At 63.1% G+C, this 25,147-nt stretch carries 20 protein-coding genes; 4 read left to right on the plus strand and 16 right to left on the minus strand.

The features are described from left to right. Positions 1-40 precede the first annotated feature (40 nt). From H3T92_RS05420 to H3T92_RS05470, 11 genes are all read right to left on the minus strand, one after another. Positions 41-1,189 (minus strand): histidinol-phosphate transaminase, encoded by a 1,149-nt coding sequence (locus H3T92_RS05420; protein WP_198189524.1) that lies wholly within the window; start codon positions 1,187-1,189, stop codon positions 41-43. Next, positions 1,186-2,583, minus strand: coding sequence for a histidinol dehydrogenase (gene hisD / locus H3T92_RS05425; RefSeq protein WP_198189525.1), 1,398 nt, complete (start codon positions 2,581-2,583; stop codon positions 1,186-1,188). Before hisD ends, H3T92_RS05420 begins: the two co-directional genes overlap by 4 nt. A gap of 82 nt (positions 2,584-2,665) precedes the next feature. Beyond that, positions 2,666-6,223, minus strand: coding sequence for a DNA polymerase III subunit alpha (dnaE, locus tag H3T92_RS05430; RefSeq protein WP_101432112.1), 3,558 nt, complete (start codon positions 6,221-6,223; stop codon positions 2,666-2,668). Positions 6,224-6,266: 43 nt separating this feature from the next. Next, positions 6,267-7,196 carry an RluA family pseudouridine synthase gene (locus H3T92_RS05435; protein ID WP_198189526.1) on the minus strand — a complete coding sequence of 310 codons (930 nt, stop codon included), beginning with the start codon at positions 7,194-7,196 and terminating at the stop codon, positions 6,267-6,269. Further along, a complete protein-coding gene (locus H3T92_RS05440; RefSeq protein ID WP_198189527.1) occupies positions 7,193-7,723 on the minus strand; it encodes a signal peptidase II in 531 nt (176 codons plus the stop codon). The genes H3T92_RS05435 and H3T92_RS05440 overlap by 4 nt, the downstream gene beginning before the upstream one ends. A 12-nt stretch (positions 7,724-7,735) precedes the next feature. Next, positions 7,736-9,043 (minus strand): DivIVA domain-containing protein, encoded by a 1,308-nt coding sequence (locus H3T92_RS05445; RefSeq protein ID WP_198189528.1) that lies wholly within the window; start codon positions 9,041-9,043, stop codon positions 7,736-7,738. Positions 9,044-9,134: 91 nt separating this feature from the next. After that, a complete protein-coding gene (locus tag H3T92_RS05450) occupies positions 9,135-9,419 on the minus strand; it encodes a YggT family protein (RefSeq protein WP_198189529.1) in 285 nt (94 codons plus the stop codon). A 41-nt stretch (positions 9,420-9,460) separates the two neighbouring features. Then, complete coding sequence (locus H3T92_RS05455; RefSeq protein WP_029677902.1) at positions 9,461-9,928, minus strand: cell division protein SepF; 468 nt, start codon at positions 9,926-9,928, stop codon at positions 9,461-9,463. Between the two features lie 18 nt (positions 9,929-9,946). Continuing rightward, positions 9,947-11,119 (minus strand): cell division protein FtsZ, encoded by a 1,173-nt coding sequence (ftsZ, locus tag H3T92_RS05460; RefSeq protein ID WP_045924073.1) that lies wholly within the window; start codon positions 11,117-11,119, stop codon positions 9,947-9,949. Positions 11,120-11,350: 231 nt separating this feature from the next. Next, positions 11,351-12,529, minus strand: a complete 1,179-nt coding sequence (dusB, locus tag H3T92_RS05465) for a tRNA dihydrouridine synthase DusB (protein ID WP_198189530.1) — start codon at positions 12,527-12,529, stop codon at positions 11,351-11,353. Next, positions 12,516-14,033: a glycine--tRNA ligase gene (locus H3T92_RS05470; RefSeq protein WP_198189531.1), complete on the minus strand. Its 1,518-nt coding sequence runs from the start codon at positions 14,031-14,033 to the stop codon at positions 12,516-12,518. The genes dusB and H3T92_RS05470 overlap by 14 nt, the downstream gene beginning before the upstream one ends. A 198-nt stretch (positions 14,034-14,231) precedes the next feature. Here H3T92_RS05470 and H3T92_RS05475 point away from each other — a divergent pair, with 198 nt between their 5' ends. The 4 genes from H3T92_RS05475 (at position 14,232) to H3T92_RS05490 (ending at position 18,775) form a co-directional block, all read left to right on the plus strand. Continuing rightward, complete coding sequence (locus H3T92_RS05475; protein ID WP_101432104.1) at positions 14,232-14,567, plus strand: MTH1187 family thiamine-binding protein; 336 nt, start codon at positions 14,232-14,234, stop codon at positions 14,565-14,567. Between the two features lie 61 nt (positions 14,568-14,628). Beyond that, positions 14,629-15,702 (plus strand): LacI family DNA-binding transcriptional regulator, encoded by a 1,074-nt coding sequence (locus tag H3T92_RS05480; protein ID WP_198189532.1) that lies wholly within the window; start codon positions 14,629-14,631, stop codon positions 15,700-15,702. A 206-nt stretch (positions 15,703-15,908) separates the two neighbouring features. After that, the gene (locus H3T92_RS05485; protein ID WP_101432102.1) at positions 15,909-17,201 is read left to right on the plus strand and encodes an MFS transporter; all 1,293 of its coding nucleotides are present in this window, start codon (positions 15,909-15,911) and stop codon (positions 17,199-17,201) included. Between the two features lie 50 nt (positions 17,202-17,251). Further along, positions 17,252-18,775, plus strand: a complete 1,524-nt coding sequence (locus tag H3T92_RS05490) for a glycoside hydrolase family 32 protein (RefSeq protein ID WP_198189533.1) — start codon at positions 17,252-17,254, stop codon at positions 18,773-18,775. 241 nt (positions 18,776-19,016) lie between these two features. Here the strand turns inward: H3T92_RS05490 and H3T92_RS05495 are convergent, their stop codons facing one another. The 5 genes from H3T92_RS05495 to H3T92_RS05515 all read right to left on the minus strand — a co-directional run bounded on the left by H3T92_RS05495 (position 19,017) and on the right by H3T92_RS05515 (position 25,090). Then, positions 19,017-20,213 carry an MFS transporter gene (locus H3T92_RS05495; protein WP_198189534.1) on the minus strand — a complete coding sequence of 399 codons (1,197 nt, stop codon included), beginning with the start codon at positions 20,211-20,213 and terminating at the stop codon, positions 19,017-19,019. Positions 20,214-20,304: 91 nt separating this feature from the next. Next, positions 20,305-21,735 (minus strand): amidohydrolase, encoded by a 1,431-nt coding sequence (locus H3T92_RS05500; RefSeq protein WP_198189535.1) that lies wholly within the window; start codon positions 21,733-21,735, stop codon positions 20,305-20,307. A 166-nt stretch (positions 21,736-21,901) separates the two neighbouring features. Next, positions 21,902-22,696 (minus strand): isoprenyl transferase, encoded by a 795-nt coding sequence (locus H3T92_RS05505; protein ID WP_198189536.1) that lies wholly within the window; start codon positions 22,694-22,696, stop codon positions 21,902-21,904. Between the two features lie 3 nt (positions 22,697-22,699). Then, positions 22,700-23,422, minus strand: coding sequence for a DNA repair protein RecO (gene recO, locus H3T92_RS05510; RefSeq protein ID WP_198189537.1), 723 nt, complete (start codon positions 23,420-23,422; stop codon positions 22,700-22,702). Between the two features lie 15 nt (positions 23,423-23,437). Beyond that, the gene (locus tag H3T92_RS05515) at positions 23,438-25,090 is read right to left on the minus strand and encodes an alpha/beta hydrolase family protein (RefSeq protein ID WP_198189538.1); all 1,653 of its coding nucleotides are present in this window, start codon (positions 25,088-25,090) and stop codon (positions 23,438-23,440) included. Positions 25,091-25,147: the final 57 nt, after the last annotated feature.

The raw sequence follows: 25,147 nt of genomic DNA on the forward strand, positions 1-25,147 counted from the left end.
CTAGACCACCAGCATAGCCGTGCCGCTGGTCTGTATCCTCCTAGAACCGCTTGAGGACCTGGACCAGGGTTTGGCGGAATCGCTCCATCTCCGCGTCCGTGCCCATGCAGACCCTCAGGTAGCCCTCAGGGCCCACGGCCCGGATCAGCACGCCTTCATCCTTCATGGCCTCGAAGACGGCATCGCGGTCGGGGAAGGTGCCGAAGAGGATGAAGTTGGAGGCCGAGGGGACTACGGTCAAGGACTGGCCATGGAACTTCTGTCCGGCCAGCCACTTAGCGGTTTCCTGACGGGTCCGGCGGAGCTGATCCACCCGGGCCAGCTGGAGGTCGGTGTGCTCCAGGGCAGCCAGGGCCGCAGCCTGGGTCAGGGCGCTCAGATGGTAGGGCATCCGGACGATGCGGACCGCGTCGACTATCCCCTGGGATGCGGCCAGGTAGCCCACCCTGGCGCCGGCGAAAGCGAAGGCCTTGGACATGGTCCGGCTGACTGCCAGGTGGTCGTACTGCCCGATCAGGCTGACCGCCGAGGGCGTGCCCGGGTCGCGGAACTCGATGTAGGCCTCATCCACGACCACGATGGGTCGGGCGCACGGATCCGCGCCCGCTACAGGGACCTTGGAGCAGGCCTCAAGAAGTCTGGTCAGCTGATCCATGGGCAGGGGCGTCCCCGTGGGATTGTTGGGGCTGGTCACCAGCACCATGGCTGGCCTCAAAGCCTTGATGCGCTCGATGGTCGCATCCATGTCCAGGCTGAAATCAGGCAGCCGGTGGGCCAGCTCCCAGTCGGTGAAGGTGTCCCTGGCGTACTCGGGGTACATGGAGTAGGTCGGGTCGCAGCCCAAGGCGATCCTCCCCGGTCCACCGAAAGCCTGGAAGAGCTGGAGCATGATCTCGTTGGACCCGTTGGCCGCCCAGATCTGCTCGGGCTGGAGCGAGGTCCCTGATTCCCTCTTCAGATAGGCCGCCAGGGCCCGCCGCAGTTCCTCATGCTCCCTGTCCGGATAGCGGTTGAGACCGGGGGCTACCTGGCGCACACGCTGGCAGATGGCCTCGACCACCTCCTGGTCCAAGGGGTAGGGGTTCTCGTTGACATTCAGGCAGACCGGGACATCCAGCTGGGGGGCGCCGTAGGGCTCCTCCCCCACCAGATCCGTGCGGAGGGGCAGATCGGCAGGTATGGCACTCACCGCAGACCGGCCTTCTCTTCGTTGGCTTCCAGGTCAGCCTTGTCGTAGGGGTCGTCCAGGAACCGGCTCAGGATGCACTCGCCGTGGGCGGGCAGGTCCTCGGCTACGGCGAAATCGTTGATCTTGGCAGCGATGGGTTTGAGCCCCTCCTGGTCATATTCGATGACTTCGACAGGCTTCATGAAGGTGTGGACGCCCAGGGCCACGTCGAACCTGGCGGTGCCGCCGGTGGGCAGGACGTGGTTGGATCCGGACATGTAGTCGCCCAAGGGCACAGGAGAGTAAGGGCCGCGGAAGATGGCGCCGGCATTCCGGATCCGGTCGATGACGGCATCAGGATCGGCGGTCTGAACCTCCAGATGCTCGGCGGCATAGGCATTGGCCACGTCGATGGACTGGTCGATTCCGTCGGTCAGGATGATTCCCGACTGGTTGCCGCCCAGGGAGGTGCGCACCCGGTCGGCATGCTCGGTTCGAGGCACCCTGCGCTCCAGAGCCTCCTGAACGCCTTGGGCCAGATCCTGGCTGTCGGTGATCAGCACCGAGCCGGCCAGCTCGTCGTGCTCGGCCTGGCCGATCAGGTCCGCCGCAACCCAGTCGGCCTTGGCCTGGCCATCGGCAAGAATAGCGATTTCCGTGGGTCCGGCCACGGCGTCGATGCCCACCATGCCGGAGACCATCTGCTTGGCCGTTGCCACAAAGATGTTGCCCGGGCCGGTGATCTTGTCGACCGGGTCACAGAGAATCTCCCCATCCTGAGGCTCGGATCCCTTGGCCCCGTATGCGAACATGGCCACAGCCTGGGCACCGCCCACGGCATAGACCTCGTCCACTCCCAGGATGGCGCAAGTGGCCAGGATGATGGCCGCTGGCAGGCCACGGGGGTCGTCAGAGGCGGGCGGAGTGGCCACGGCCAGGGAGTCGACGCCGGCAATCTGGGCAGGCACCGCATTCATGATGACCGAGGAAGGATACAGGGCCTTGCCTCCCGGCACGTACAAACCCACCCGTTGAACCGGGATCCATCGTTCGCTGACCCGGGCGCCGGGGGCCAGGTCGGTGGCCATGGGCTTGGGCACCTGGGTGGTGCAGACCTTGCGGATGCGGGCAACGGACTCCTCTATTGCCGCCCTGACCTTGGGGTCCAGCCCATCCAAGGCTTCCTGCATGGCCGATGCCGGGACCCTCAGATCATGAGGACGCACATGATCGAACTTCTCCTCCAGGTCGCGCAAGGCGCCGGCCCCATGCTCACGCACCTGATCCAGTATGGGCTGCACCTGGGCGCTGGCCTCCCGGGTACCCATATCGGCTCGGGGCATGGCGGCGAGGAGTTGGGCGCGGGACATGGTTTTCCCGCGCAGATCCATGGTTCTCATCATGAGCTTTGACATACTTTGATGGTAGTGAACTTTTGTGTCCCCAAAGCCAGCGACTCACCACCGTCCCAAATGGTGAGACGGTTGCAGGCGCGTCCTAGGCTGACGGCAGACAGGAGGGTCCGAAAACGGACTTGATCTCAGCCATCATAGAGGTGTCGTGCCTGGTGCGGAATCCGTCGCCGAAGGTCAGCAAACGGACGTTGCCCCGATCATCGGTGACCGCCAGACGGACCTGGCAGTAGCCGGGGTGGGACTTGAGTATCCGGGCCAGCCGCTCCATGTGCCCCCGATCCAGGGCCTGCCTGGGCAGGGTGATGGTCAGAGGCCGCTCGTCCGCCGACTCCAAAACGGGCACCTCCATATCGTTGACGCGGATGTTGGTGGCCTCGTCCCGCAGCTCGACCACACCCTTCACCCGGATGACCGAGTCCAGGACCAGGTCGTCGGAGTGGGCGTCGTAGACCTTGCCGAAGAACATGCACTGGATGGAGCTCTCCAGGTCCTCGATGGTGACAATGGCCCAGGGATTGCCCTTCTTGGAGACCCGTCGGTCCACAGCCGTGACCAGCCCAGCCAGGGTCACCGCCTTGCCATCCATACCCTTGGACCGGTTGAGCAGCTGGGCGATGGACATGTCCCGCATGCCAGCCAGAACCGAGGTCATGCCGCTCAACGGATGGTCGGACACGTACAGACCCAGCATCTGTCGCTCGAAGTTGAGTTTGGTGGACTTGTCCCACTCGTCGATGTCAGGGACGGTCACCTGGGCGTCGCCCAAGGCATCCTGCTGGGGCACGTCGTCATCGGGGTCGGCGAAGAGATCGAACTGACCCTCGGCCTGCTTGCGCTTGATGGGCATGACCTGGTCGACGGCCTCGTCATGAATCTGGAAGAGGGCCCTTCTGTTGGGATCGATGCCGTCGAAGGCGCCGCCCTTGATCAGGGATTCCACGGTTCGCTTGTTGAGCACCTCCATGGGCACCCGCTTGACGAAGTCCATGAAGTTGACGTACTTGCCGCGTGGCCCCTGGCGCTCCTTGATGATGTCCGCCACCACCTTGTCGCCCACATTGCGGATAGCGCCCAGGCCGAAGCGGACCACGTCGCCGACAGCGGAGTACTCGGCCACCGACTCGTTGATGTCAGGCGCCAGGATGCGGATGCCCATCCTTCTGGCCTCACCCAGGTAGAGGGCGGTCTTGTCCTTGTTCGTCTTCTCGTTCTGCAGCAGAGCGGCCATGAACTCCACCGGATAGTGGGTCTTCAGGTAGGCGGTCCAGTATGCGATCAGGGCGTAGGCCGCAGAGTGCGCCTTGTTGAAGGCGTAGCCGGAGAAGGGCACCAGGACGTCCCAGACCGCTTGGGCAGCCTCCTGGGAGTAGCCGTGCTCCTTCATGCCCTGGAAGAAGGGCACCTGTTCCTTGGCCAGGACATCGGGCTTTTTCTTGCCCATGGCCCTTCTCAGCACATCAGCTCGGCCCAGGGAGTAACCGGCCAGAATCCGGGCCGCCGACTGGACCTGCTCCTGGTAGACGATCAGACCGTAGGTCTCGTCAAGCACGCCCGCCAGGGGCTTGGCTACCTCCGGATGAATGGGCTCGATCTTCTGCTGCCCGTTCTTGCGTTTGGCATAGTTGATATGCGAGTTCATATCCATGGGCCCCGGTCGGTAGAGGGCGATCAGGGCGGAGATGTCGTTGAAGTTGTCGGGCTTGAGCATGCGCAGCAGGGATCGCATCCCGTCGCCATCGAGCTGGAAGACGCCCAGGGTGTCGCCCCGGGACAGCAGTTGATAGGTCTCCTTGTCGTCCAAGGGGACTTTCTCGATGCTGATGGGCTCCTTGCCGTTGCGCTTGATGTTGGCGACCGTGTCCCTGATGACCGTCAGGTTGGACAGCCCCAGGAAGTCCATCTTGACCAGCCCCAGGGTTTCACAGGTGTGGTATTCGAAGGTGGTGGTCACCGTGCCATCGGTGCGCTCCATCAAGGGGGAGGTATTGGTGATGGGGTTGGAGGCCATGATGGTGGCGCAGGCGTGCACCCCGGTCTGGCGGATGATGCCCTCGATGCCCTTGGCCTCCTCGGTGATCCGCTTGACGTCCGGGTTGGACTCGTACAGATCGCGGAACTCCTTGGCCTCCGGGTAGCGCTTGGACTGGGGGTCGAAGATCTCCTTGAGGCTCATGTCCTTCCCGTTGACCGTGGGCGGCAGGGCCTTGGTGACCTGGTCGCCTACGGAGTACTCGTAGTCCATGATCCTGGCCGAGTCCTTCAAGGCCTGCTTGGTCTTGATGGTGCCGTAGGTCACGCACTGGGCCACCTTGTCGGAGCCGTATTTGCGGCCCACGTAGTCCAGGACCTTCATGCGCCCCTCGGGGTCGAAGTCCACGTCGATATCGGGCAGGGAGACGCGCTCGGGGTTGAGGAAGCGCTCGAAGATCAGCCCGTGCTTGAGCGGGTCCAGCTCGGTGATGCCCATGGCGTAGGCCACCATGGATCCTGCCGCCGATCCACGGCCCGGCCCCACCATGATGCCATGCTGCTTGGCCCAATTGATGTAATCGGCCACCACCAGGAAGTAACCGGTGAACTGCATCTGACAAATCACGCCGCACTCGTAGTCGGCTTGGTGGGAGACCTCTTCGGGCACCCCATCCGGATAGCGGTTCTTGAGTCCCTCGTCCACCTTCTTCAGGAAGAGGGAGGTCTCGTCCCAGCCCTCCGGGCAGTCGAAGCGGGGCATGAAGGCCCCGTCCTCGTGGTCGTCGAACATGACGTTGCAGCGTTCCGCGATCTCCAAGGTATTGTCGCAGGCTTCGGGGAACTCCTTGAAGATCTCGCGCATCTCCTGGGCCGAGCGGATGTAGTAGCCAGTGCCGTCGAACTTGAAGCGGCCGGGGTCGGTCAGCCGGGACCCCGAGTTGATGCAGAGCAGGGCATCCTGAGCCGAGGCGTCCTCCTTGCGCACATAGTGCGAGTCGTTGGTGGCCACCAGAGGGGCATCCAGACGACGGGCGATCTCCAGCAGTTCCTTGGTCACCCGATGCTCGATCTCCAGCCCGTGGTCCATCAGCTCCACGTAGTAGTTCTCCTTGCCGAAGATGTCCTGGAACTCACCTGCGGCACGCAGAGCCTCGTCGAACTGGCCCAGCCTCAGCCTGGTCTGGACGATGCCCGAGGGGCAGCCGGTGGTGGCGATGACCCCCTGGTGGTAGGTGGATAGCAGGTCCTTGTCCATGCGGGGCCATTTGCCGACCAGGCCCTCCAGGTTGGCCACCGAGGAGGCCTTGATCAGGTTGACCAGACCAGTGTCGTCGCTGGCCCAGAGGGTCATGTGGGTGATGAAGCCGCCGCCGGAGACATCGTCAGAACGCTGCTCGTCGGTTCCCCAGTGGACCCGGCTCTTGTCCTGGCGGGCAGTCTCAGGGGTCACGTAGGCCTCGATGCCGATGATGGGCTTGATGTCGGCATCCACAGCCGTGCGCCAGAGCTCGTAGGCCCCGTGCATGTTGCCGTGGTCGGTGATGGCCACAGCCGGCTGCCCCAGCCGCCCCACCTCGGCAACCAGGTCGGGGATCCTGCTGGCCCCGTCCAGGGTGGAATAGTGGGTGTGGGTATGAAGATGAACGAAGTCTGACCGGGTTGAGGACATATCTCCAACTTACCCAGGACCCTGGCCGAATCGCCGGAGTGCGCTAGTTGCGTATACCGGTGGCGCTCTGACGCTCGATCTGCAGGGAGCGGCGCAGGTCAGCCGGGTAGGAGGAGACCACCCGGGTCCAGATCTTGGTGCGGGGATGGCGGAATTCCAGGCGCATGGCGTGCAGCCACTGCCGCTTCAGGCCCAGCCTGTCCGCCAGGTCGGGGTTGGCCCCATACATGTGGTCGCCCACCAGGGGATGGCCTATGGAAGAGAAGTGCACGCGTATCTGGTGGGTGCGCCCGGTCTCCAGATTGACGCTGACCAGGGTGGCCGAGCCGAAGCGCTCCAGCACATCCCAATGGGTGATGGCCTCCTTGCCGGCAGGCGTGACCGTGAAGCGGAAGTCCGAGACCCGGGCCCGTCCGATGGGGGCCTCGATGGTGGCCTTGTCCTCGGAAAGATTGCCCTGAACCAGGGCGTGATAGATCTTGACCACCTCATGCCGGGCGAACTGACGACGCATCTCCTTATAGGCCAGGTCGGACTTGCAGACCAGCATGAGGCCGCTGGTGCCCGCGTCCAGGCGGGAGACGATACCCTGACGGCCCTGGGCACCCATGGAGGTGATGTGGGTGCCCCGCTGCAGGAGGCTGCCCAGAACGGTTGGGCCGGTCCATCCTATAGAGGGATGGGCTGCCACCCCCACTGGCTTGTCGACGACGACCACGTCCTCGTCCTCATAGACCACGGGCATGTCCTCGGCCACGGGCTCCACCTGCTTGGCCGGTTCGGGCTCGTCCAGCTCAATCAGATCGCCACTCATCAGGGTGGTGGCCTTGTTCACCCGACGGCCCATGATCCGCACATGGCCCTGGGCTACCAGATCGCTGGCCTTGGCCCTGGACAGGCCCAGCATCTTGGACAGGGCCATATCCAGGCGCCGACCCACCAGGGCATCCGGCGCGGGAAGAAGCCGGGTCACTTGGCCGCTCCCCCATGTTCTTTTGGCTTGTCCCTGTCGCTAAAGCGCACATTGCAGGCAATGAGCACCACCACGACAACACCGGCCAGAGTCAGATAGATGTCAGCCACATTGCCCACCGACCAGCCGTAGTCCAGAAAGTCGACCACGGCACCGTCAAGAAAGCCTGAAGCGTAGGCCACCCGGTCGATCAGATTGCCTGCCGCCCCGGAAAAGGCCAGGGACAGGGCCAGGGTCCAGACCATGGAGGTGGTGCGCAGAGCCAGAACAATGATGAGCAGACAGGCGGCCAGGGCGATCAGGGATATGACCCAGGTACTCCCTGACCCCAATCCCAGAGAAGCCCCGGGGTTGCGCACCAGTCGCAGACCGTGCAGGGGCCCCGGCAGAGCCACACTGACCCCGTTGCCCAGCCGGGCCAGGGCCAAGGCCTTGGTCACCTGATCCAGGGCTATAGCCACTGCCGCCAGAGCGACGAAGACGGCCACGCGCCCGCGCAGCCGTCTCTTGTATATGTTCTTGGTCATTGCCGGATGGAATCAGTGGGCCTGTTCGGACTTCTTTTCCATGGACTGGTAATTGCTGGTGTCCGAGATCTGGTTGATGAGCTGGTTGAGGAACTCGGTCAGCTTGCTGCGGTAGCCCGCCTCGAACTGCTTGAGTCCCTGGATGTTCTCCTCCAGGACCTTGGACTGATCCATGAGCTTGTTCTTGACATCGGCGGCATAGCGATCGGCGCTGTCGCGGGTGTTCTTGTCGTACTCCTGGGCCCGGGTCTGCACCTGGGTCTCGTACTCGTCGGCTTGGCTGTGCTGGCGCTTGGAATAGGCGTCGGCATCGGAACGGGTCTTGACCGAGTACTCATCGGCCTGGGAGCGTACGCGCTGTGAGTAGCCATCGGCTTCGGAGTGCACGCGCTTGGAGTACTCGTCCACCTCGGCGCGCGTCCTCTTGGAGTAATCCTCCGCCTTCTTGACGATGTCGTCGTGCTGGGCGTGGCCCTCGGCCACCAGCTGGGAGGCATTGGCCTTGCCCTTGTCAACGTATTGGTCGTGCAGCTGCATGGCCAGGGTGAGCATGGCGGTGGCCCTCTCGGGTTCGCTGCTGGCCTCGGCGCCAGCGCCTGCAATCCGCTGCAGGCTGCCCGTTTCTGTGGAGGGCTCGGCCTTGGAGACCTGCTGACGCAGCTGCTCCTCGCGCTTGCGGGACTCCTCCAGCTCCTTGTTCAGCTGCTCGGTGCGCTGTTGCTGCTCTTGAGAAGCCTTCTGGGCCTGGGTGACCTGCTGACGGGCCGTGGCCATGCTCTGCTGGGAGGCATTGAGCTGGTTGGTCAGCGCCTGGACCTGCTGGCGGGCCTGGTCGCGCTCCTTTTGCATGGCCGTCAGCTGGTTGGTCAGCGCCTGGGTGTTGTTGCCCGCAGCAGCCTGGGCGGTAAGCTGGTCGATTTGGGAGTTGAGCTGCTCGACCTGACGCTTGAGCTGGTCGTTCTGGGAGGCCAGGGTCTTGACCTGGCTCTGGGACTCGGCCAGAAGGCGCTTGGTCTGGGCATCCACGGCAGGCTGTTGCTGAGCGGCGGAGCCTTGGGCCTGCTTCAGGTCCCGGTTTTCCGTCTGCAGGGATTCCACCTGTGCCGTCAGATCGGAGATCTTGGAGTTCAGCGAGGCCACATCGGTACCCAAGGACTGGGTGGAAGCAGCATTGCCCTGCATGGCCTGCTTACCCAAAGCTTCAACCGTATCGGTGACCTGATCCAGGAAGTCGTCGACCTCGTCGACGTCGTAGCCTTCCTTAAACCGCACTGTCTGGAAGGTATGCTCCCTTATGTCATTAGGCGTCAATAGAGCCATATGTTTCTCCACCTCGCTTCAGGCCAACCAGCCCGATTGTGTTCTCTTACTGCATGCTAGCACGGAGTCTGCCGTGTCCGCGGTCTTGCGCTTACCCCAGCAGCACCTGGATGATGATCAGGGCGGCGTAGAGCACCATGAAGGAGACGTCAAGCTGGATCCTGCCCATGGGCAGAGGCGGAATATACCGACGCAGCCAGCGCAGGGGCGGCTCAGTCAGGGCATAGATGACCCGAATGAGCGAGGCCACGAAGCCACGAGGGTACCAGCGAGGCGACAGAACCAGGACCCAGTCCAGAATCATCCGCACGAAGAGGATCAGCAGGTAGGTCTCAATGCAGATGTCTATCAGATATCGAAGAAAAAGAACAAGCATGCGTCTTCAGGCTCCTGCGGACACGGCTGCCAGGGCATCGCTCACTGGGCGAAAAGCCCCTTGGCCGAGGAGCCTGACTCGGGCTCCTCCACCTTGATGTTGACCTGTGCAGGACTGAGCAGAAAGACCCTGGGAGTGACCCGCTCGATGGACCCGCGTACCCCGAAGACCACGCCTGCCGAGAAGTCGACGATCCTGTAGGCCACCGACTCGGACACACCAGTCAGGTTGAGGACCACCGGCACTCCGTCCCGCAGGGCCCTGCCGACCATCTGGGCATCCTCATAGGACTTGGGATGGATGGTGGTGATGCGGTTGATCCGACTCTGGAAGGGCGTGGACTCGGCCTCCTGGCTGCTGGACGTGGATTGCGGAGCCATGGGAGTCACAGAGTGATCGGTGTCGAAGCCATCGCGGGCCTCGTCATCGTCGGCCAGGTCGTCGTCATCGTCGTCCACGACGTCCGACATGCCGAAAAAGGACATTGCGTTCTTCATCAATCCTGCCATACCTGCTCCTTCGCCTGATTACCGCAGAAAGTCAGGGATATCCAGATATCCCGGGTCGGAGGTGCCGTCGTCGCCGGAAGCGGGGGGCACCACATCGTGTTCGGAGGTCTCATCTGACTCCGCCTGGGCGGAAGGGGTCGTCAGCGGCTGCTGGGGCTGCTGGACCGGGGCGGCCGCTGCTGGCGTGGTGGTCGTGTCCACTGCCGGAGCCGGAGTCTCATCCTTCTTAGGGGTGGGATCGAATCCGGCGGCGATGACCGTAACCCGCACCTCGTCCCCGTAGGCATCGTCCAAGGCCAGGCCCCAGATGATCTGCGCCTCGGGATGGATGGCATCCTGAACCAGCTGGGCAGCGGCAGATGCCTCCTGCATGCTCAGGTCGGTGGGGCCGGCCACATTGATCAGGGCCCCATGAGCACCCTCGATGCTCTCCTCCAGGAGCGGAGAGGAGATGGCGATCTCGGCGGCCTGGGTGGCTCGATCCTCGCCTCTGGCTGCGCCGATGCCGAAGAGGGCGGTGCCGGCATCCTTCAAGATGGCGGTGACATCGGAGAAGTCCACGTGAATGTAGGAGTTCATGGTGATCAGGTCGGTGATGCCCTGGACACCGGCCAGCAGGGCCGTGTCGGCGGTTTTGAAGGCATCCATGACCGAGACTGTGCGATCCGAGAGGTCCAGAAGCCGGTCATTGGGGATAACGATAAGGGCATCGACCTCCTTGCGCAGGTTCTCGATGCCCGATTCGGCGGAAGCGGAGCGCCTGGGCCCCTCAAAGGTGAACGGCCGGGTGACCACGGCGATGGTGAGCGCGCCTTGCTGACGGGCTGCGCGCGCCACCAGTGGGCTGGCGCCGGTGCCTGTGCCGCCGCCCTCCCCTGCCGTGACGAAGACCATATCGGCGCCCTTGAGCACCTCTTCGATGTCGGACTGGTGGTCCTGGGCAGCCTTGGCGCCCTTCTCCGGATCGGCGCCGGCCCCCAGGCCGCGGCTGTTGGCATCGGAAAGGGAGATCTTTACATCGGCTTCTGAGCGCAGGAGATCCTTGGCATCGGTATTGATGGCAACAAACTCGACATTCTGCAGACCCTCGGCGATCATGCGATTGACAGCATTGCCACCGGCTCCACCAACACCAACGACCTTGATGTTGGTCTTGTCGTTGAAATTGTCATTCTGGGCAATCTCGCTCACAGTATGCTCCCGTCACTCACGTTACGCTCAACTCTAGCGCAGGTCGTATACGCCAACACGCATTTGCCCACAGGCGTTCCGACCCTCCCTGACGGCCGTGGGCCTAGGGTCCGGGAGGACAGAGCCAACCGCCCTGGCCTTCCGAGAGAACCTCCACGCCGTTCTGTCCGTATTCTAAACCCTGATTCTAGACCCGGATGCGCACGGTTGGCGACAGGAATATTTCCGGCTTCAGTAGGAGGCATCCATGGGGTCGTTGCCGAAGAGCGTCTCGCGCTCCTGATGGGTGGTGGTCCGCGAATCCAGCCAGCCATAGGGAAGACGGACCTTCTTGGCATAGCGGACCCGGCCACGGGGCTTGCCGGCCACGGCTCGTGGATAGGGCATGTCCTGATCCAGATCGGCGATGCAGCGGTCCAGCTCCTCCAGGCTCTCGCAGGCCATGAAGTCGCGGCGCACCTGGCCTCCTACCGCGAAACCCTTCAAATACCAAGCCACGTGCTTGCGCATGTCGTGGACGGCCATGCGCTCGTCGCCGTCGTAGAACTCGGCCAGAAGCCGGGCATGGCGGGCCATGATGGCCCCCACCTGGCCCAGGGTGGGCTCCTGCCGTTCCGGGGAGCCAGCCAGGGCCGCCGCTATGTCGGCAAAGAGCCAGGGACGGCCCTGGCAGCCCCGGCCGATGGCCACGCCTGCGCAGCCGGTCTGGGCGAACATGTCCAGGGCATCCTCGGCGGTCCAGATGTCGCCGTTGCCGAAGACGGGGATATCAACGGCCTGGACCAGCTGAGCGATCCGGTCCCAGTCGGCATGGCCGCCATAGTACTCAGCCGTGGTTCTGGCGTGCAGGGTCACAGCGGCGCATCCCTCCTCCTGGGCGATGTGCGCCGCCTCCAGGAAGGTCTCGTGCTGGTGATCGATGCCCACACGGATCTTTGCGGTGACGGGGATCCCAGCAGGCGAGCAGACGGCGACCACCCGATGGACCAGTTCGGCGAAGAGGTCGGTCTTCCATGGCAGGGCGGATCCGCCGCCATGTCTGGTGACCTTGGGAACCGGGCAGCCGAAGTTCATGTCGATATGATCGGCCCAGCCCGCATCAACCACCATCCGGGTGGCCTGTTCCATGATCTGCGGGTCCACCCCGTACAGCTGCAGGGAGCGCACCTTCTCCTGCGGGGCGAAGCGACAGAGCCGGAAGGCCTTGGGGTTGCGCGCCACCAGGGCCCGGGCCGTCACCATCTCCCCCACATACAGTCCATCGGGTCCATACTCGCGGCAGAGCAGGCGGAAGGGCCAGTTGGTCACGCCCGCCATAGGCGAAAGCATGACCGGCACAGGCACGGTTATCGGGCCCAGCTGCACCGGGGCAACCTTCGGGGTCGGGCGATCAGTCTCAGTACCGGCCACCGGCCTCGGCCACCTTGATGGGTTCGCTCTCGTCCGTGCCCGGCTCGCTGGCCAAGTCCGTGTAGCCGTCAGCTGCACGCGCGCCGGTCAGGTCAGATGGGCCCATGGGGTAGCGCACCCGCCGCTCGCCGACGACCCGGCGCACATAGTCCTCCACCTGGTCCAGGGCCACCCGATCCTGCTGCATGGAATCTCGGTTGCGGATGGTGACCGCCTTGTCGTCCAAGGTGTCGAAGTCCACGGTGATGCACAGGGGTGTGCCGATCTCGTCCTGACGACGGTAGCGGCGGCCGATGGCGCCGGACTCGTCGTAGTCCACCATCCACTCGTTCTGGCGCAGGTCGGCAGCCAGGTCATGGGCGATCCGCTGCAGATCAGGCTTCTTGGACAGGGGCAGGACGGCTGCCTTGACCGGGGCCAGCCTCGGATCCAGGCGCAGCACGGTGCGCCGGTCGACCCCGCCCTTGGTGTTGGGGGCCTCGTCCACGTCATAGGCATCCACCAGGAAGGCCATCAGCGAGCGCGTCAGGCCGGCAGCGGGCTCGATCACGTAGGGAATGTAGCGTTCCCCGCTGGCCTGGTCGAAGTAGCTCAGATCCTCGCCCGAGTGTTCGGCATGGGCCTTGAGGTCGTAGTCGGTGCGGTTGGCCACGCCCTCCAGCTCGCCCCACTCGGAGCCCTGGAAGCCGAACCGGTACTCGATGTCCACGGTTCGCTTGGAATAGTGGGCCAGCTTCTCCTTGGGGTGCTCATAGTGGCGCAGGTTCTCGGGCTTGACGCCCAGGTCCACGTACCAGCGGGTTCTGGCGTCGATCCAGTACTGATGCCACTGCTCGTCGGTGCCGGGATGGACGAAGAACTCCATCTCCATCTGCTCGAACTCGCGGGTGCGGAAGATGAAATTGCCGGGTGTGATCTCGTTGCGGAAGCTCTTGCCCATGTTGGCGATGCCGAAGGGAGGCTTGGAGCGGGAGGAGGCCATGACGGACTTGAAGTCCACGAAGATGCCCTGGGCGGTCTCGGGACGCAGGTAGTGCAGGCTCTTCTCGTCCTGGACGGGTCCCAAATGGGTCTGCAGCATCATGTTGAAGTCGCGCGGCTCGGTCCACTGGCCCTTGGTGCCGCAGTCCGGGCAGGGGATGTCCTTGAGGCCGTTTTCCGGATCATGGCCGTGCTTCTCGACGTAGGCCTCCTCCAGGGTGTCGGCCCGGTGCCGCTTGTGGCAGTTCAGGCACTCGATCAGGGGGTCATTAAATACGGACACATGGCCCGAGGCCTCCCAGACCGCCGTGGGCAGGATGACCGAGGTATCCACGCCGACCACATCGTCGCGGGTGACCACCATGGATCGCCACCACTCACGCTTGATGTTGTCCTTGAGGGCCACGCCCAGGGGTCCATAGTCCCAGGCCGAGCGCGTCCCGCCATAGATCTCCCCTGCGGGAAAGACGAATCCTCGGCGCTTGGCCAGGGAGATGACCTCATCCAGTTTCGATACTGCCACTGATCACACCTTCTGCTCGGGAGCCCCTCCTGGGGACATACGACCTGATGACCGGCCTCCAGCATACCTTCGGCGGGTGACCTGCTGTCAGTGTAGAGGCCTACCATCGAAGCAGGTGCGGGAGGCCGCGCAGGTGACCGCAGGGGGACACCGGACGTCCTGCCTGCCAATCCCAGTCGACGAGGAAAGGTTCCCGATATGCCCAATGTGAACGATACATCCTATCTGAACACCGTAGCCGAGGTCACTATTGCGCCCTCCGGTCAGGGTGAGGAGCTGTCCACCTATGTGGCCCAGGTCATCAAGGTCATCAGGGATTCGGGGCTGCCCAACCAGACCAATGCCATGAGCACCGTCGTCGAAGGGGATCTGCACCGGGTCATGGAGGTCACGGAAGAAGCCACACGGGTCCTGGCCGAGCAGGGATACAGAACCGGCGTCAGCCTCAGGCTGGACATCCGTCCCGGCAAGCGGGATCAGATCCACGAGAAGGTGGAGCGGGTCGACCGGATCCTGGGCGGGGAAAGCCGCTGAAAGCTCCCTGTCACTGACGATCAGCCGGGCTGAAATCGCCTGAGCAAGTTAAGGTGTGCCCATGATCACGATGAAGCAGATCGCCGAACGCACAGGCGTGTCCGTCTCCACAGTCTCTCTGGTGCTCAACGGCCGCGACAAGGGCAGAGTCAAGTCGGAGACCGCCCGGAAAGTGCGCAGCACAGCCAAGACTCTGGGCTATCGGCCCAATCCCATGGCTCGGTCGCTGCGCACCAGCAAGACCGGCATGCTGGGCTTCATCAGCGAAGAAGTGGCCACTACGCCCTACGCGGGCGCCATTATTCGGGGCGCGCAGGATGCGGCAGCCGAGCGCGGCTATGTGCTTCTCACCGTCTCCACCGATGGAGGCATCCGGGAATCCGAGCAGATCCTGGCCTTGAAACGCTATGGGGTGGACGGATTCCTCTTCGCCAAGATGTACGACCAGGATGTTGACCTGCCCCAGGCTCTGCGCTCCTGCCCTGCCGTGGTGGTCAACGCGGCGGAGCGGGCCGACCGCTGTCCCAGCATCGCCCCTGACGAGTTTCTGATCGGCTACGATGCCACCCGCCATCTGATTGAATCAGGCTGCCGCCGGGTAGCCTACCTGGGCACCACACAGGATCTGCCGGCGCAAGAAGACAGAATGCGGGGGTATCAGGCCGCTCTCAAGGAAGCTGGGTTACCTGCAGGCCAGTCCTTGATCCGACTGGTGGGCTTCAACCAGGATGCCATGGATCAGGCGAACGACCTGATGGACGACCAGCATCCCGATGGGGTCTTCTGCTTCAATGATTCGCGCTCCATTTACCTCTACCAGGCGGCCGCAGCCCGCCATCTGGTCATCGGCAGGGACCTCAATCTGGTAGGCGTGGACAACCACCAGGTCATAGCCGAGACAATGGCACCCCCCTTGACCACGGTCGAACTGCCCCACTACGAAATGGGCTTCTGGGCGGTGCGGCGGCTGCTGATGCAGATCAATCCCCGTCGCGTTGCTCTACCGCTGCCTAAAACCCGTGCCGCCTTGCCGCCGCTTGATCAAGATGCGGGAGTGCGCATCCATTGCGCCCTGATCCGCAAGGGCTCCACCCGCCTCGATACCGCCTCAGCCCCGGTGCCAGCCAACCGCTAAAGCCAGGAAGGCATCTTCCCTGCTCCTGATTGCCAGATGGTGAACCATGATCGAAGACTGACGACGTTCAGACCAATCGTCAATCGTTTGACGTAAATCGATTGACGTCCTACTATACCTACCAGGATCCGCTCTGCGCACAGAAGGCACATCGGACCTGGAGGCACTGCGGAGAAGCAGTGCACAAATAGGGAGAGAGGGGCAGCATGGCCGTCAAATCGTCAGCATGGAGGAATCCATCATATTTGGAATCCTCCACCGGAATATTCTTCTTCTTCTGCGCCTGGGGCATCTGGTGGTCCTTCTACCAGCGATGGCTGGTAACGGGGCTTGGCATGACCAACACCCAAGTGGGCAACATCTACTCCATCAATTCCGTGGCCACCCTGATCATCATGTTCGTCTACGGGGTCATCCAGGACGAACTGGGAGTCAAGCGCCGTCTGGCCATTTTCATCGCCGCCATCGCCGCCCTGGTGGGGCCCTTCGTCCAATTCATCTATGCGCCGCTCATGCGCTCCAACATCATGCTGGGCGCTATGCTTGGCGCAGTGGTCCTCTCTGCCGGCTTCATGTCAGGCTGCTCCCTGATCGAGGCCATCACCGAACGCTACTCGCGCAAGTTCGGCTTCGAGTATGGACAGTCCCGGGCCTGGGGCTCCTTCGGCTACGCCATCGTGGCCCTGATCGCCGGCTTCGTCTTCAACATCAACCCCATGATCAACTTCTGGCTGGGGTCCGCCTTCGGCCTGTGCATGCTGCTGGTCTACGCCTTCTGGATCCCGGACGAACAGCGTAAGGAGATCCGCCGCGAATCGACCCCCGAGGGCGAGAAATCCCAGCCTTCACTCAGGGATATGCTCCACGTACTGGGTATGCCGGCCCTCTGGCTGCTGATCATCTTCATGATCTTCACCAACACCTTCTACACGGTCTTCGACCAGCAGATGTTCCCCACTTACTACGCCAACCTCTTTGCCACACCGCAGTTGGGCAACCAGGTCTACGGCGTCCTCAACTCTTTCCAGGTCTTCCTGGAGTCGGCCATGATGGGCGTCGTGCCCGTCATCATGCGCAAGATCGGTGTGCGGAACTCGCTCTTGCTGGGCGCTACGGTCATGTTCGCCAGGATCGGCCTGTGCGGTTTCTTCCACGATCCGGTCATGGTCTCCATCGTCAAGCTCTTCCACTCCATCGAGGTCCCGCTCTTCAGCCTGCCGGCCTTCCGCTACTTCACCCTGCACTTCAACCCCAAGCTGTCTGCCACCCTGTACATGGTAGGCTTCCAGATCGCCTCCCAGGTCGGCCAGGTGGTCCTGTCCACCCCGCTGGGCATGCTCCACGACCGGGCCGGCGATCGGGTCACCTTCTATACCATCTCATTGGTGGTGCTGGTCGCTCTGATCTACGGCATCTTCGTGCTCAAGCGCGACGACCAGCAGGTTGACGGCGATCCCTTCATCAGGGATTCGCAGAAGTCCGCCGTAACCCAGGGCTGAGCCCCACGTCAACCATCATCAGCACCCATCCAACCCGAAAGGATTCAATGATGAACCAGCCAGCAACCAAGGAAAACGCCGACATGAGCGCTCAGCTGGACAAGGCCCAGAAGAGCATCGACCGGCTCTTCGCCACCCGCAATGACCGCTGGTATCCCCAGTGCCACATCGCCTCCAAGGCCGGATGGATCAACGACCCTAACGGCCTGAGCTATTACAAGGGCCGCTACCATGCCTACTTCCAGCTCAACCCCTATGGGAGCGAGTGGGGAAACATGCACTGGGGGCACGTATCCAGCGCCGACCTGGTCACCTGGCGGCGCGAGCCCCTGGCCATGGCGCCCACCCTGGAGGTCGAGAAGGACGGGGTCTTCTCCGGATCGGCCGTTGTGGGTGACGACGGCCGCCTGACCATCTACTACACCGGTCACCGCTGGCGCAACGGGGTCAACGATGACGACGGCAACCTCCAGGAGCAGTGCATGGCTGTCTCCTCAGACGGGATCCACTTCGAAAAGAAGGGGGTCGTGATCCCCTGCCCGGACGACAAGATCCTGCACTTCCGCGATCCCAAGGTGTGGAAGATGGGCGGCCTCTGGTACATGGTCTTCGGAGTCAGCACCCCGGCCCATCGGGGCGAGATCTGGATGTACACATCCAATGACATGGAGCACTGGACCTTCGACCGGGTCATCTACCGGCACCCCGACCCTGAGGTCTTCATGCTGGAATGCCCCGACATGTTCCCCCTGGAGGACAAGTGGGTGATCTGCTACTCGGCCATGGGCCTGAAGCCCCACGGGTTCGAAGCCCGCAACCACAACAACGCCGGCTATGTGATCGGCAGCTGGCAGCCCGGCGGCGACTTCCATCAGGAGACTGAATTCCACCTCTGGGACGACGGCCATAACTTCTATGCCCCGCAGACCTTCCAGGCCCCTGACGGCCGTCGGCTGGTCTTCGGCTGGATGAGCCCCTTCACCGAGCCCATCCCCATGCAGGAGGACGGCTGGTGCGGCCAGTTCACGGTACCCCGCGAGGTCTCCCTGGCCGGTGATCATCTGCGCTGCCTGCCGGTGCGCGAGTTCTCCGACCTGGACCAGGACAGGCAGGACTTCGGTTCCATCGAGCTGGAGGTCAACGGCAGCCAGGATCTGGTTGACGACGCGCAGACCGCCGACATCACTATGGAAATCGACCTGGCCAAGTCCCAGGCAGAGCGCATCGGTCTGGAGATTCACCGGACTCAATCCGGCGACCACACGCTGGTCTGCTATGACGACCAGCTGGGCCGCGTGGTGCTGGACCGCCACTGCAACACCTACGGGGATCGGGGTTACCGCACAGCACCCGTCGACAAGTCCTCGGGCAAACTCAAACTGCGCATCATCGTGGACCGGGGCTCGATCGAGGTTGTCGTCAACGACGGGCTGGAGATCATGTCCTCCTACTCCTTCCCCGCCCAAGGACCGCGGGGCATCCGTCTGATCGCCGAGTCCGGCGAGGGCAAGGCCCTGATCGACTCCCTCGCGATCGCCAGGCTGGGCACCATCTGGGAAGAGCCGGATCGCTGATCCCGCTGTCCTGGTCGGCACAGGAAAGGCCTGCCCTCTGAATCACTCAGAGGGCAGGCCTTTTTGTTTTGCAAGCATCGCCTTCAAGCATCCATGGTCAGAACCGATGAATCGGAAATCCTAGAGGAAGTACCGGTCCTTTGGCACTGACTCCTTGCCGGAGACCGCCAGTCATGACTCGGTCTCAGGCCTTTGATCTGCGGGACCGGAAGCCATTGGTGCGGTCGATCCGACTTCGGCTTTACTTGTCGACCTTGACCAGCAGAGCCATCAGCCCGGAGGCAATGGCCGCCGCACCCATGAAGAGGAAGGCTCCGACGAAGGAACCGCCAGCCGCCTTGACCAGATAGCCGATGATCATGGGGGCCAGGAATCCACCCAGGGTGCCGCCGGTGTTGATGATGCCGATGGCGGAGCCGATGATATGCGGGTCCATGATCTTGTGGGGCCAGGTGAAGATGCCGGTGAAGGCCACCACGGAGACGCAGGATACAAGGATCAGCAGCAGGAGGGAGAGCCAGATGTTGCGCGAGAAGACGAAGCATACGACCAGGACGGCGCTGATCACCCCGGCGCCCAGGATAGCCAACTTCTCCCTGCCCAGGAAGAGCTTCGAGAGCAACTGACCGGCATAGATGGTGGCAACGGTCGAGAAGACCGCATTGACCGCAAGCAGGATGCCTGCCTGGCCGATCGAGAGTCCGAAGGTGTTTTTGATGAAGGTGGGCATCCAGGAGATATTGCCGTACAGGAGGATGTTCAGCAGCAGCATGGCCACGAAGAGGACCAGCACGTTCCGATTCTTCAGAACCTCGAGGAACCCTGCCCCCTTGGCTCCGGGCTTCTGGTCAGCCTCGGGCTGGCGGGGCTTGGAGGGCACGAAGATCAGGATGCAGACGAAGGCCAGCAGGTAGAGGGTGCCCAGCACAGCGTAGGCCAGGTGCCAGTTGATGGCGACCATGTTGGCGCCCAGGACGAAGGCCAGAATGCCGCCGATGCCCGAGGTCGACAGAATCAGCGACTGTACGAAGGTACGCCTTTCCTGGGGGAAGTTCTCCGCAATCGACTTGGAGCAGGAGGGTGGATAGCCGCCGTGGCCCATGCCAGCGAAGAACCGGACGATGATGAAGAAGGCCAGACCATTGGCCAAGCCGAACAGGTAGCTGAACAGACCAATGATGATCATGGAGGCCATCAGCACACGCTTGGCCCCAAGCCGGTCGGCCAGCCAACCGCTGGGTATCTGCATGAGCGAGTAGCCCAGGAAGAAGGCCGACATGATGATGCCTGTCTGCCCCGAGTCCAGGTGGAACTGCTCGGAGATGGGGATGATGGCGGTCGAGATCATGTTCTTGTCCATGTACACGATCGAGTAACCGGCCATCAGGGAGAAGATCAGCGTTCCGCTCGCCGTTTTTGAGGATTGCTTGATTGCCATTGGTCTGTCATCCTTCAGTAGAAACCGGCCGCCGCCGGGCAAGGTGATCCCGCAAAGATCACAGGGCCTGGCGGCAGCCGAACAGTAGAGGTCAGTGGGGCATCACATCGTCAGGAATGACGACCTTGTACTCCTGACCGGCGAAGGTCTTGTCGAAGTCCTCCTTGGCGGCCTTGACCAGATCCGGGTTGGTAAAGGCATCGTAGGCGGTCAGAGCCAAGGTCTTGCCCGCAGCCAGCAGGCCCTTGTGGGCCACTGAGGACTTGCCGTTGGCAGCCCACTGCCAGGAGTGAGCAGAGGTGCCCTGGGGCTCGAACCCGCCGCTGAACTGGGCGGTGGGCGTCTGCCAGCTGACATCGCCGACGTCGGTGGATCCCGATGCCGTATCGGTGAAGACCAGTGGATACTTCTTCAGGGCCATGGTCGACTCGGCCATCTTCCTGACTTCCTCATCCGTCAGATCAGGGAAGGCCTCCTTGGTGCGGCTGAGCACCCGCTGCTTGCCGGCCTCGGGGACCGTATCGGTGTAGCGGCGCTCGTAGTCCAACTCCTGCTGATCCAGGGGCAGGGGGCCGACGAGGTCCAGGTTCCTGTCTATGGCCTCGGTCAGCGGATGGTTGGGAATGAAGTTGTAGCAGGCCGCGTCGAACTCCTCCTTGACCTGGGTCTCGGTCATCAGGGCCGCACCCTGGGCGATCTTCTCAACACGCTTGAACAGATCCTGAGCCTGGTCCATCCTGGGGGCGCGCACGAAGTAGTAGAGCCGGGCATGAGACTGCACCACGTTGGCTGACTCGCCGCCTGCGTCGATGAAGGCGTAGTGCACGCGGGCCTGATCAATCATGTGCTCGCGCAGGAACTGCACACCCACATTCATCAGCTCTGCGGCATCCAGGGCGCTCCGGCCCAGCTCGGGGGCCGCAGCCGCGTGCGCCGGCACGCCGGTGAAGTCGAAGTAGGCCTGCAGGACCGCCAGGCTGGAGGAACCCCAGGCCTGGGTCACATCCGAGGGATGCCAGGACAGGGCCAGATCCAGCCCGTCAAAGACCCCGTCCCTGGCCATGAAGGCCTTGCCGTAACCCGACTCCTCAGCTGGGCAACCGAAGACCTTGATGGTCCCCTTGAGTCCCTTCTCCTGCATGAAGGTCTTGATGCCCACGCCTGCCGCGACGGCCGCCATGCCCAGGATGTTGTGGCCGCAGCCTTGCCCGTTGCCGCCCTCGACCAGGGGCTTATGCTCGCCCAGGTCGGCCACCTGGCTGAGTCCTCCCAGGGCATCGTATTCGCCGGTGATGCCGATCACCGGACGGCCCGAACCCCAGGTCGCCACATAGGCATAGTCCATATGGCCCACGCCCTTTTCGATCTCGAAGCCCTCCTGCTCCAGCACCTGGTAGTGCTGCTGGACCGACTCCTTGACTGCAAACCTGGTCTCGGGGGTGCCCCAAATATGATCGGCTGCCTCGATGAACTCCTGTGACTTGTCTTCGATGATCTGCATGATGCGTTGCTTGTCGTCCACGCCTGTCGACTCCTTCGTTTCGTTTGCTGCGCTGATTTCCACGGCGGACATGGCCTGCTCCGCTGTGATACGTCACAGACTACCTTTCATGGGCGTTACGAGAGTGTTCAGACCTGTAAATTTGGACTATTATGGCTAACCTCACAAAATTGGAAGCTCTGTCTTCTCAGGCATTCTCCACGCCGCCGAAGCGCCTGTCCCGGTGGATGTAATCGTCGATGGCGCGCCAGAGCACCTCACGCCCGCAGTCCGGGAAGAGCTCAGGGACGAAATCCAGCTCCGCATAGGCCGCCTGCCAGGGCAGAAAATTGGAGGTGCGCTGCTCCCCAGAGGTGCGCATAACCAGGTCGCAATCCGGAATGTCGGGGTTGTAGAGGTGCTGGGCGATCATCTTTTCGGTCACCTTGGAACCCTTGATCTGCCCGGCCGCAACTTCTCGGGCGATGTCTGTGGCCGCATCGGCCAGCTCAGCCCTGCCCCCGTAGTTGATGCAGAAGATCACATCGATTCTGCTGTTGTGCCGGGTGCGCTCCATGGCCGCTTCCAGCTCGTCGATGACCGACTTCCAGAGTCGAGGCCGACGGCCAGCCCAGCGCACGCGCACCCCCCAGTCATCCATTTGGGCCACCCTACGGTGGATGATGTCCCGGGAGAAGCCCATCAGAAAGCGGACCTCAGCCGGCGAGCGCTTCCAATTCTCCGTGGAGAAGGTATACAGGCTCAGGTACCGGACCCCAGCTTCAATGGCCCCGGCTATGGTGTCGAAGACCACCGGCTCGGCGGCCCGGTGACCCTGGGTGCGCTCCATGCCCCTCTGCTTGGCCCAGCGGCCATTGCCGTCCATGATCACACCCAGGTGCCGCGGGACTGAGCCCCTGGGGAACTGCGGGATACGCGCGGGATCGGAGAAGGGGGCTGCGGGCACATCCAGAGAAGTATAGTCGACGGGGTCAAAGCTCATGCTTCAAGAATCTAATAGCCGCAGAGATCTAATGGGCCGCTCCAGGTAATATTCGCCCCATTTCTCAACAAGACCGTCGCATAGGGGGGTGGAGCCCCTGCCGTCCAGCTTGGACCAGTCCCCGCTGCTCAGGGCCCGGAAGCGTGCCAGGGTGGCGGAATCCACCGCCACGGCGTCGGTAGGCCTGTCCCGGCTGCAGACCACCCCGCCGCCAGGCACCGAAAAGTGGGTCAGCTGGTCGGTCCGGCCGCAGACGATGCAGGAATCCAGCCGGGGCCTCCAGCCAGCCAGCGCCAGGGACCGCAGCAAATAGGAGGCACCGATATCCCGGGGATCATGCCGGTGACCAGCCAGGCTGGCCAGGGCGGAGGCCAGCAGACGGTATTGCTCAGGGGCCGGCTCATGCTCGCCCACCACCAGCTTGTCGGCGGTCTCAAGCATGACGCCCCCGTTGGCATAGAGGTCATAGTCGGCGCATATGGCATCCGCATAGGCGGCTATGCAGACCGCCTGGGAGACGATGTCCAGGTTGCGGCCGCGGGAGATGAGCAGATCGTCACGCATGAATGGCTCCAGCCGCGCGCCGAAGCGGGACTTGGTTCGTCGCACCCCCTTGGCCACGGCCCTGACCTTGCCGTGCCCCCTGGTCAGCATGGTGACGATCCGGTCGGCCTCGCCCAGTTTGACCGTTCTGAGGACCAAGCCCTCGTCACGATAGATGGCCACGACGGTCCCGTCCTTTCATTGGTAGATGAACAGACCCCAGAAGGCGAAGATCAACAGGACCCCGAACATAGCCAGGGTGGTGACGATGAAGAGGGCAACGCCAAAGCGGGTGGAGGCCAGCACAGGCCTGGGATCCATGTTCCGCATCTGCTGGCGCAGACTGGGGCCGCCGGCCTTGCTTGTGCGCACCTGGTCGGGCAACCGGTCCAGTCCCCTGAGTGAGGCGACCTCGACCATGCGGGCGAAGGTGCGCGACCAGGCCCAGATCACCAGGGCACAGACCACCTGGATGACCGGCCAGCTCCAGTAGCTGACCCCAGCCTGGTCGGGCACGCCGCCCCAGCCCAGGCGTACCACGGCCATGATGACCTGGCCCAGACCAGCTCCGAAAAGGATCAGGGTAGCCAGGGTGGTGCCGGTGATGGTGACCAAGGTGCCGCCGAAGCCATGGCTGAAGCCCAGGACCGGGTCCTTGCGTCGGCGCAGACGGAACAACTTCATCAGCCCGGCCACCAGGGCCATGACCAGGGATGCCAGCAAAAGCACCAGGGTCAGCAGGTGCAGGACCAGCATGTACACGGTCAGCGAGCGTCGCCCCCGCAGGTCAGTAGGCACGGCGATGGACTGGTGGATGGTGGCCCCACCCACGCTGGGGCTGGTCTGATGCAGGCCATGGACCTGACCCACCGCCCAGTCGACCATGTCCTGCTGGTAGTGGTCGGCCAGGGGCGTGCCGGTCCGGGCCTCATCTCCCAAACGCAGCACATGGTTGGAGACCGGGTAGGAACGCACAGTGACGTTCTCGTTGCCCGAGGCGTGGGCCTGGGCGAGCACGCGTTGCACCCCCTCCACCTGGGCGGTCATGACATCCTTGGCCCCGTAGGCCAGCAGGGTGGGAATGGCATAGGTGCTGCGGTCGGTGGGGTCGATGTCCAGATTGTTCAGACCCAAGAGGGAGGCATCGGTGCTGAAGAGCCGACGGACCACCGACTGGTAGCCCTGGTTGGCTCCGGCAATGGCGAAATCCTGGGCTACGAAGAAGCCCATGGCGTGCCGCGGCGAATAGACCATGGGGCTCAGCAGGATCTGGAAGGCGATCCGGTGGTCCATGGTCAGCAGCATGGCGGCGATCCAAGTGCTCTCGCTGGTGGCATAGATGCCTACCTTGGATGCATCCACATCAGCCCGGTCGCGCAGCAGATTGGCAACCCGCTCGTAGGCCTTGGCCGAGGCGGGATAGTCCCGGTCGGCATCATTGGTGGACCAGACCGGCTTGTCCAGCACGGCGGTGACGAAACCGGCAGAGGCCAGGGTTCGGGCCACATCCCCGAAGGAGTTGTCGCAGGTGCCGTAACCGGCGCCGTGCATGAAGACTACGGCTGGCCGATGCCCTGAGGCCTCCTTGGGGGCACGGATCAGTATTCGGATGCGTTGGTGCTCGCCAGTGGCTGGCCGTTCCACGCTCAGTTCCTGGTGACGGGATTCGACCTGGTACTGCCCCACGGCATCCCTGTCAACCCCGGCAGGCCAGTCGAAGGTGACCGCGGTGTCCGGAGTCAGTGTGGGAAAATTTTGATCCACTGGTTCGTATTTCCAGGGGACGGCGGTCAGGTGGGAGACGGAGGCCAGCAGACCCATGAGGATGATGAAGACGGGCAGGCTGGTCATGAGCCGCCTGACCCTGCTCCACCCGCTTGCAGGGAGGGAACGCTCAACCTCTTGGGA

Source organism: Bifidobacterium sp. W8112 (genome assembly GCF_016101425.1).
GTDB classification, from domain to species: Bacteria; Actinomycetota; Actinomycetes; order Actinomycetales; family Bifidobacteriaceae; genus Bombiscardovia; species Bombiscardovia apousia.

Bases quoted from the DNA above. Each gene is read 5' to 3' on its own strand.
- dnaE (WP_101432112.1), bottom strand. From the start codon at position 6,223: ATGTCCTCAACCCGGTCAGACTTCGTTCATCTTCATACCCACACCCAC.
- H3T92_RS05495 (WP_198189534.1), bottom strand. From the start codon at position 20,213: ATGGCAATCAAGCAATCCTCAAAAACGGCGAGCGGAACGCTGATCTTC.
- H3T92_RS05515 (WP_198189538.1), bottom strand. From the start codon at position 25,090: ATGACCAGCCTGCCCGTCTTCATCATCCTCATGGGTCTGCTGGCCTCC.
- H3T92_RS05505 (WP_198189536.1), bottom strand. From the start codon at position 22,696: ATGAGCTTTGACCCCGTCGACTATACTTCTCTGGATGTGCCCGCAGCC.
- H3T92_RS05450 (WP_198189529.1), bottom strand. From the start codon at position 9,419: ATGCTTGTTCTTTTTCTTCGATATCTGATAGACATCTGCATTGAGACC.
- H3T92_RS05485 (WP_101432102.1), top strand. From the start codon at position 15,909: ATGGCCGTCAAATCGTCAGCATGGAGGAATCCATCATATTTGGAATCC.
- H3T92_RS05475 (WP_101432104.1), top strand. From the start codon at position 14,232: ATGCCCAATGTGAACGATACATCCTATCTGAACACCGTAGCCGAGGTC.
- H3T92_RS05455 (WP_029677902.1), bottom strand. From the start codon at position 9,928: ATGGCAGGATTGATGAAGAACGCAATGTCCTTTTTCGGCATGTCGGAC.
- H3T92_RS05440 (WP_198189527.1), bottom strand. From the start codon at position 7,723: ATGACCAAGAACATATACAAGAGACGGCTGCGCGGGCGCGTGGCCGTC.
- hisD (WP_198189525.1), bottom strand. From the start codon at position 2,583: ATGTCAAAGCTCATGATGAGAACCATGGATCTGCGCGGGAAAACCATG.
- H3T92_RS05445 (WP_198189528.1), bottom strand. From the start codon at position 9,043: ATGGCTCTATTGACGCCTAATGACATAAGGGAGCATACCTTCCAGACA.
- H3T92_RS05490 (WP_198189533.1), top strand. From the start codon at position 17,252: ATGAACCAGCCAGCAACCAAGGAAAACGCCGACATGAGCGCTCAGCTG.
- H3T92_RS05480 (WP_198189532.1), top strand. From the start codon at position 14,629: ATGATCACGATGAAGCAGATCGCCGAACGCACAGGCGTGTCCGTCTCC.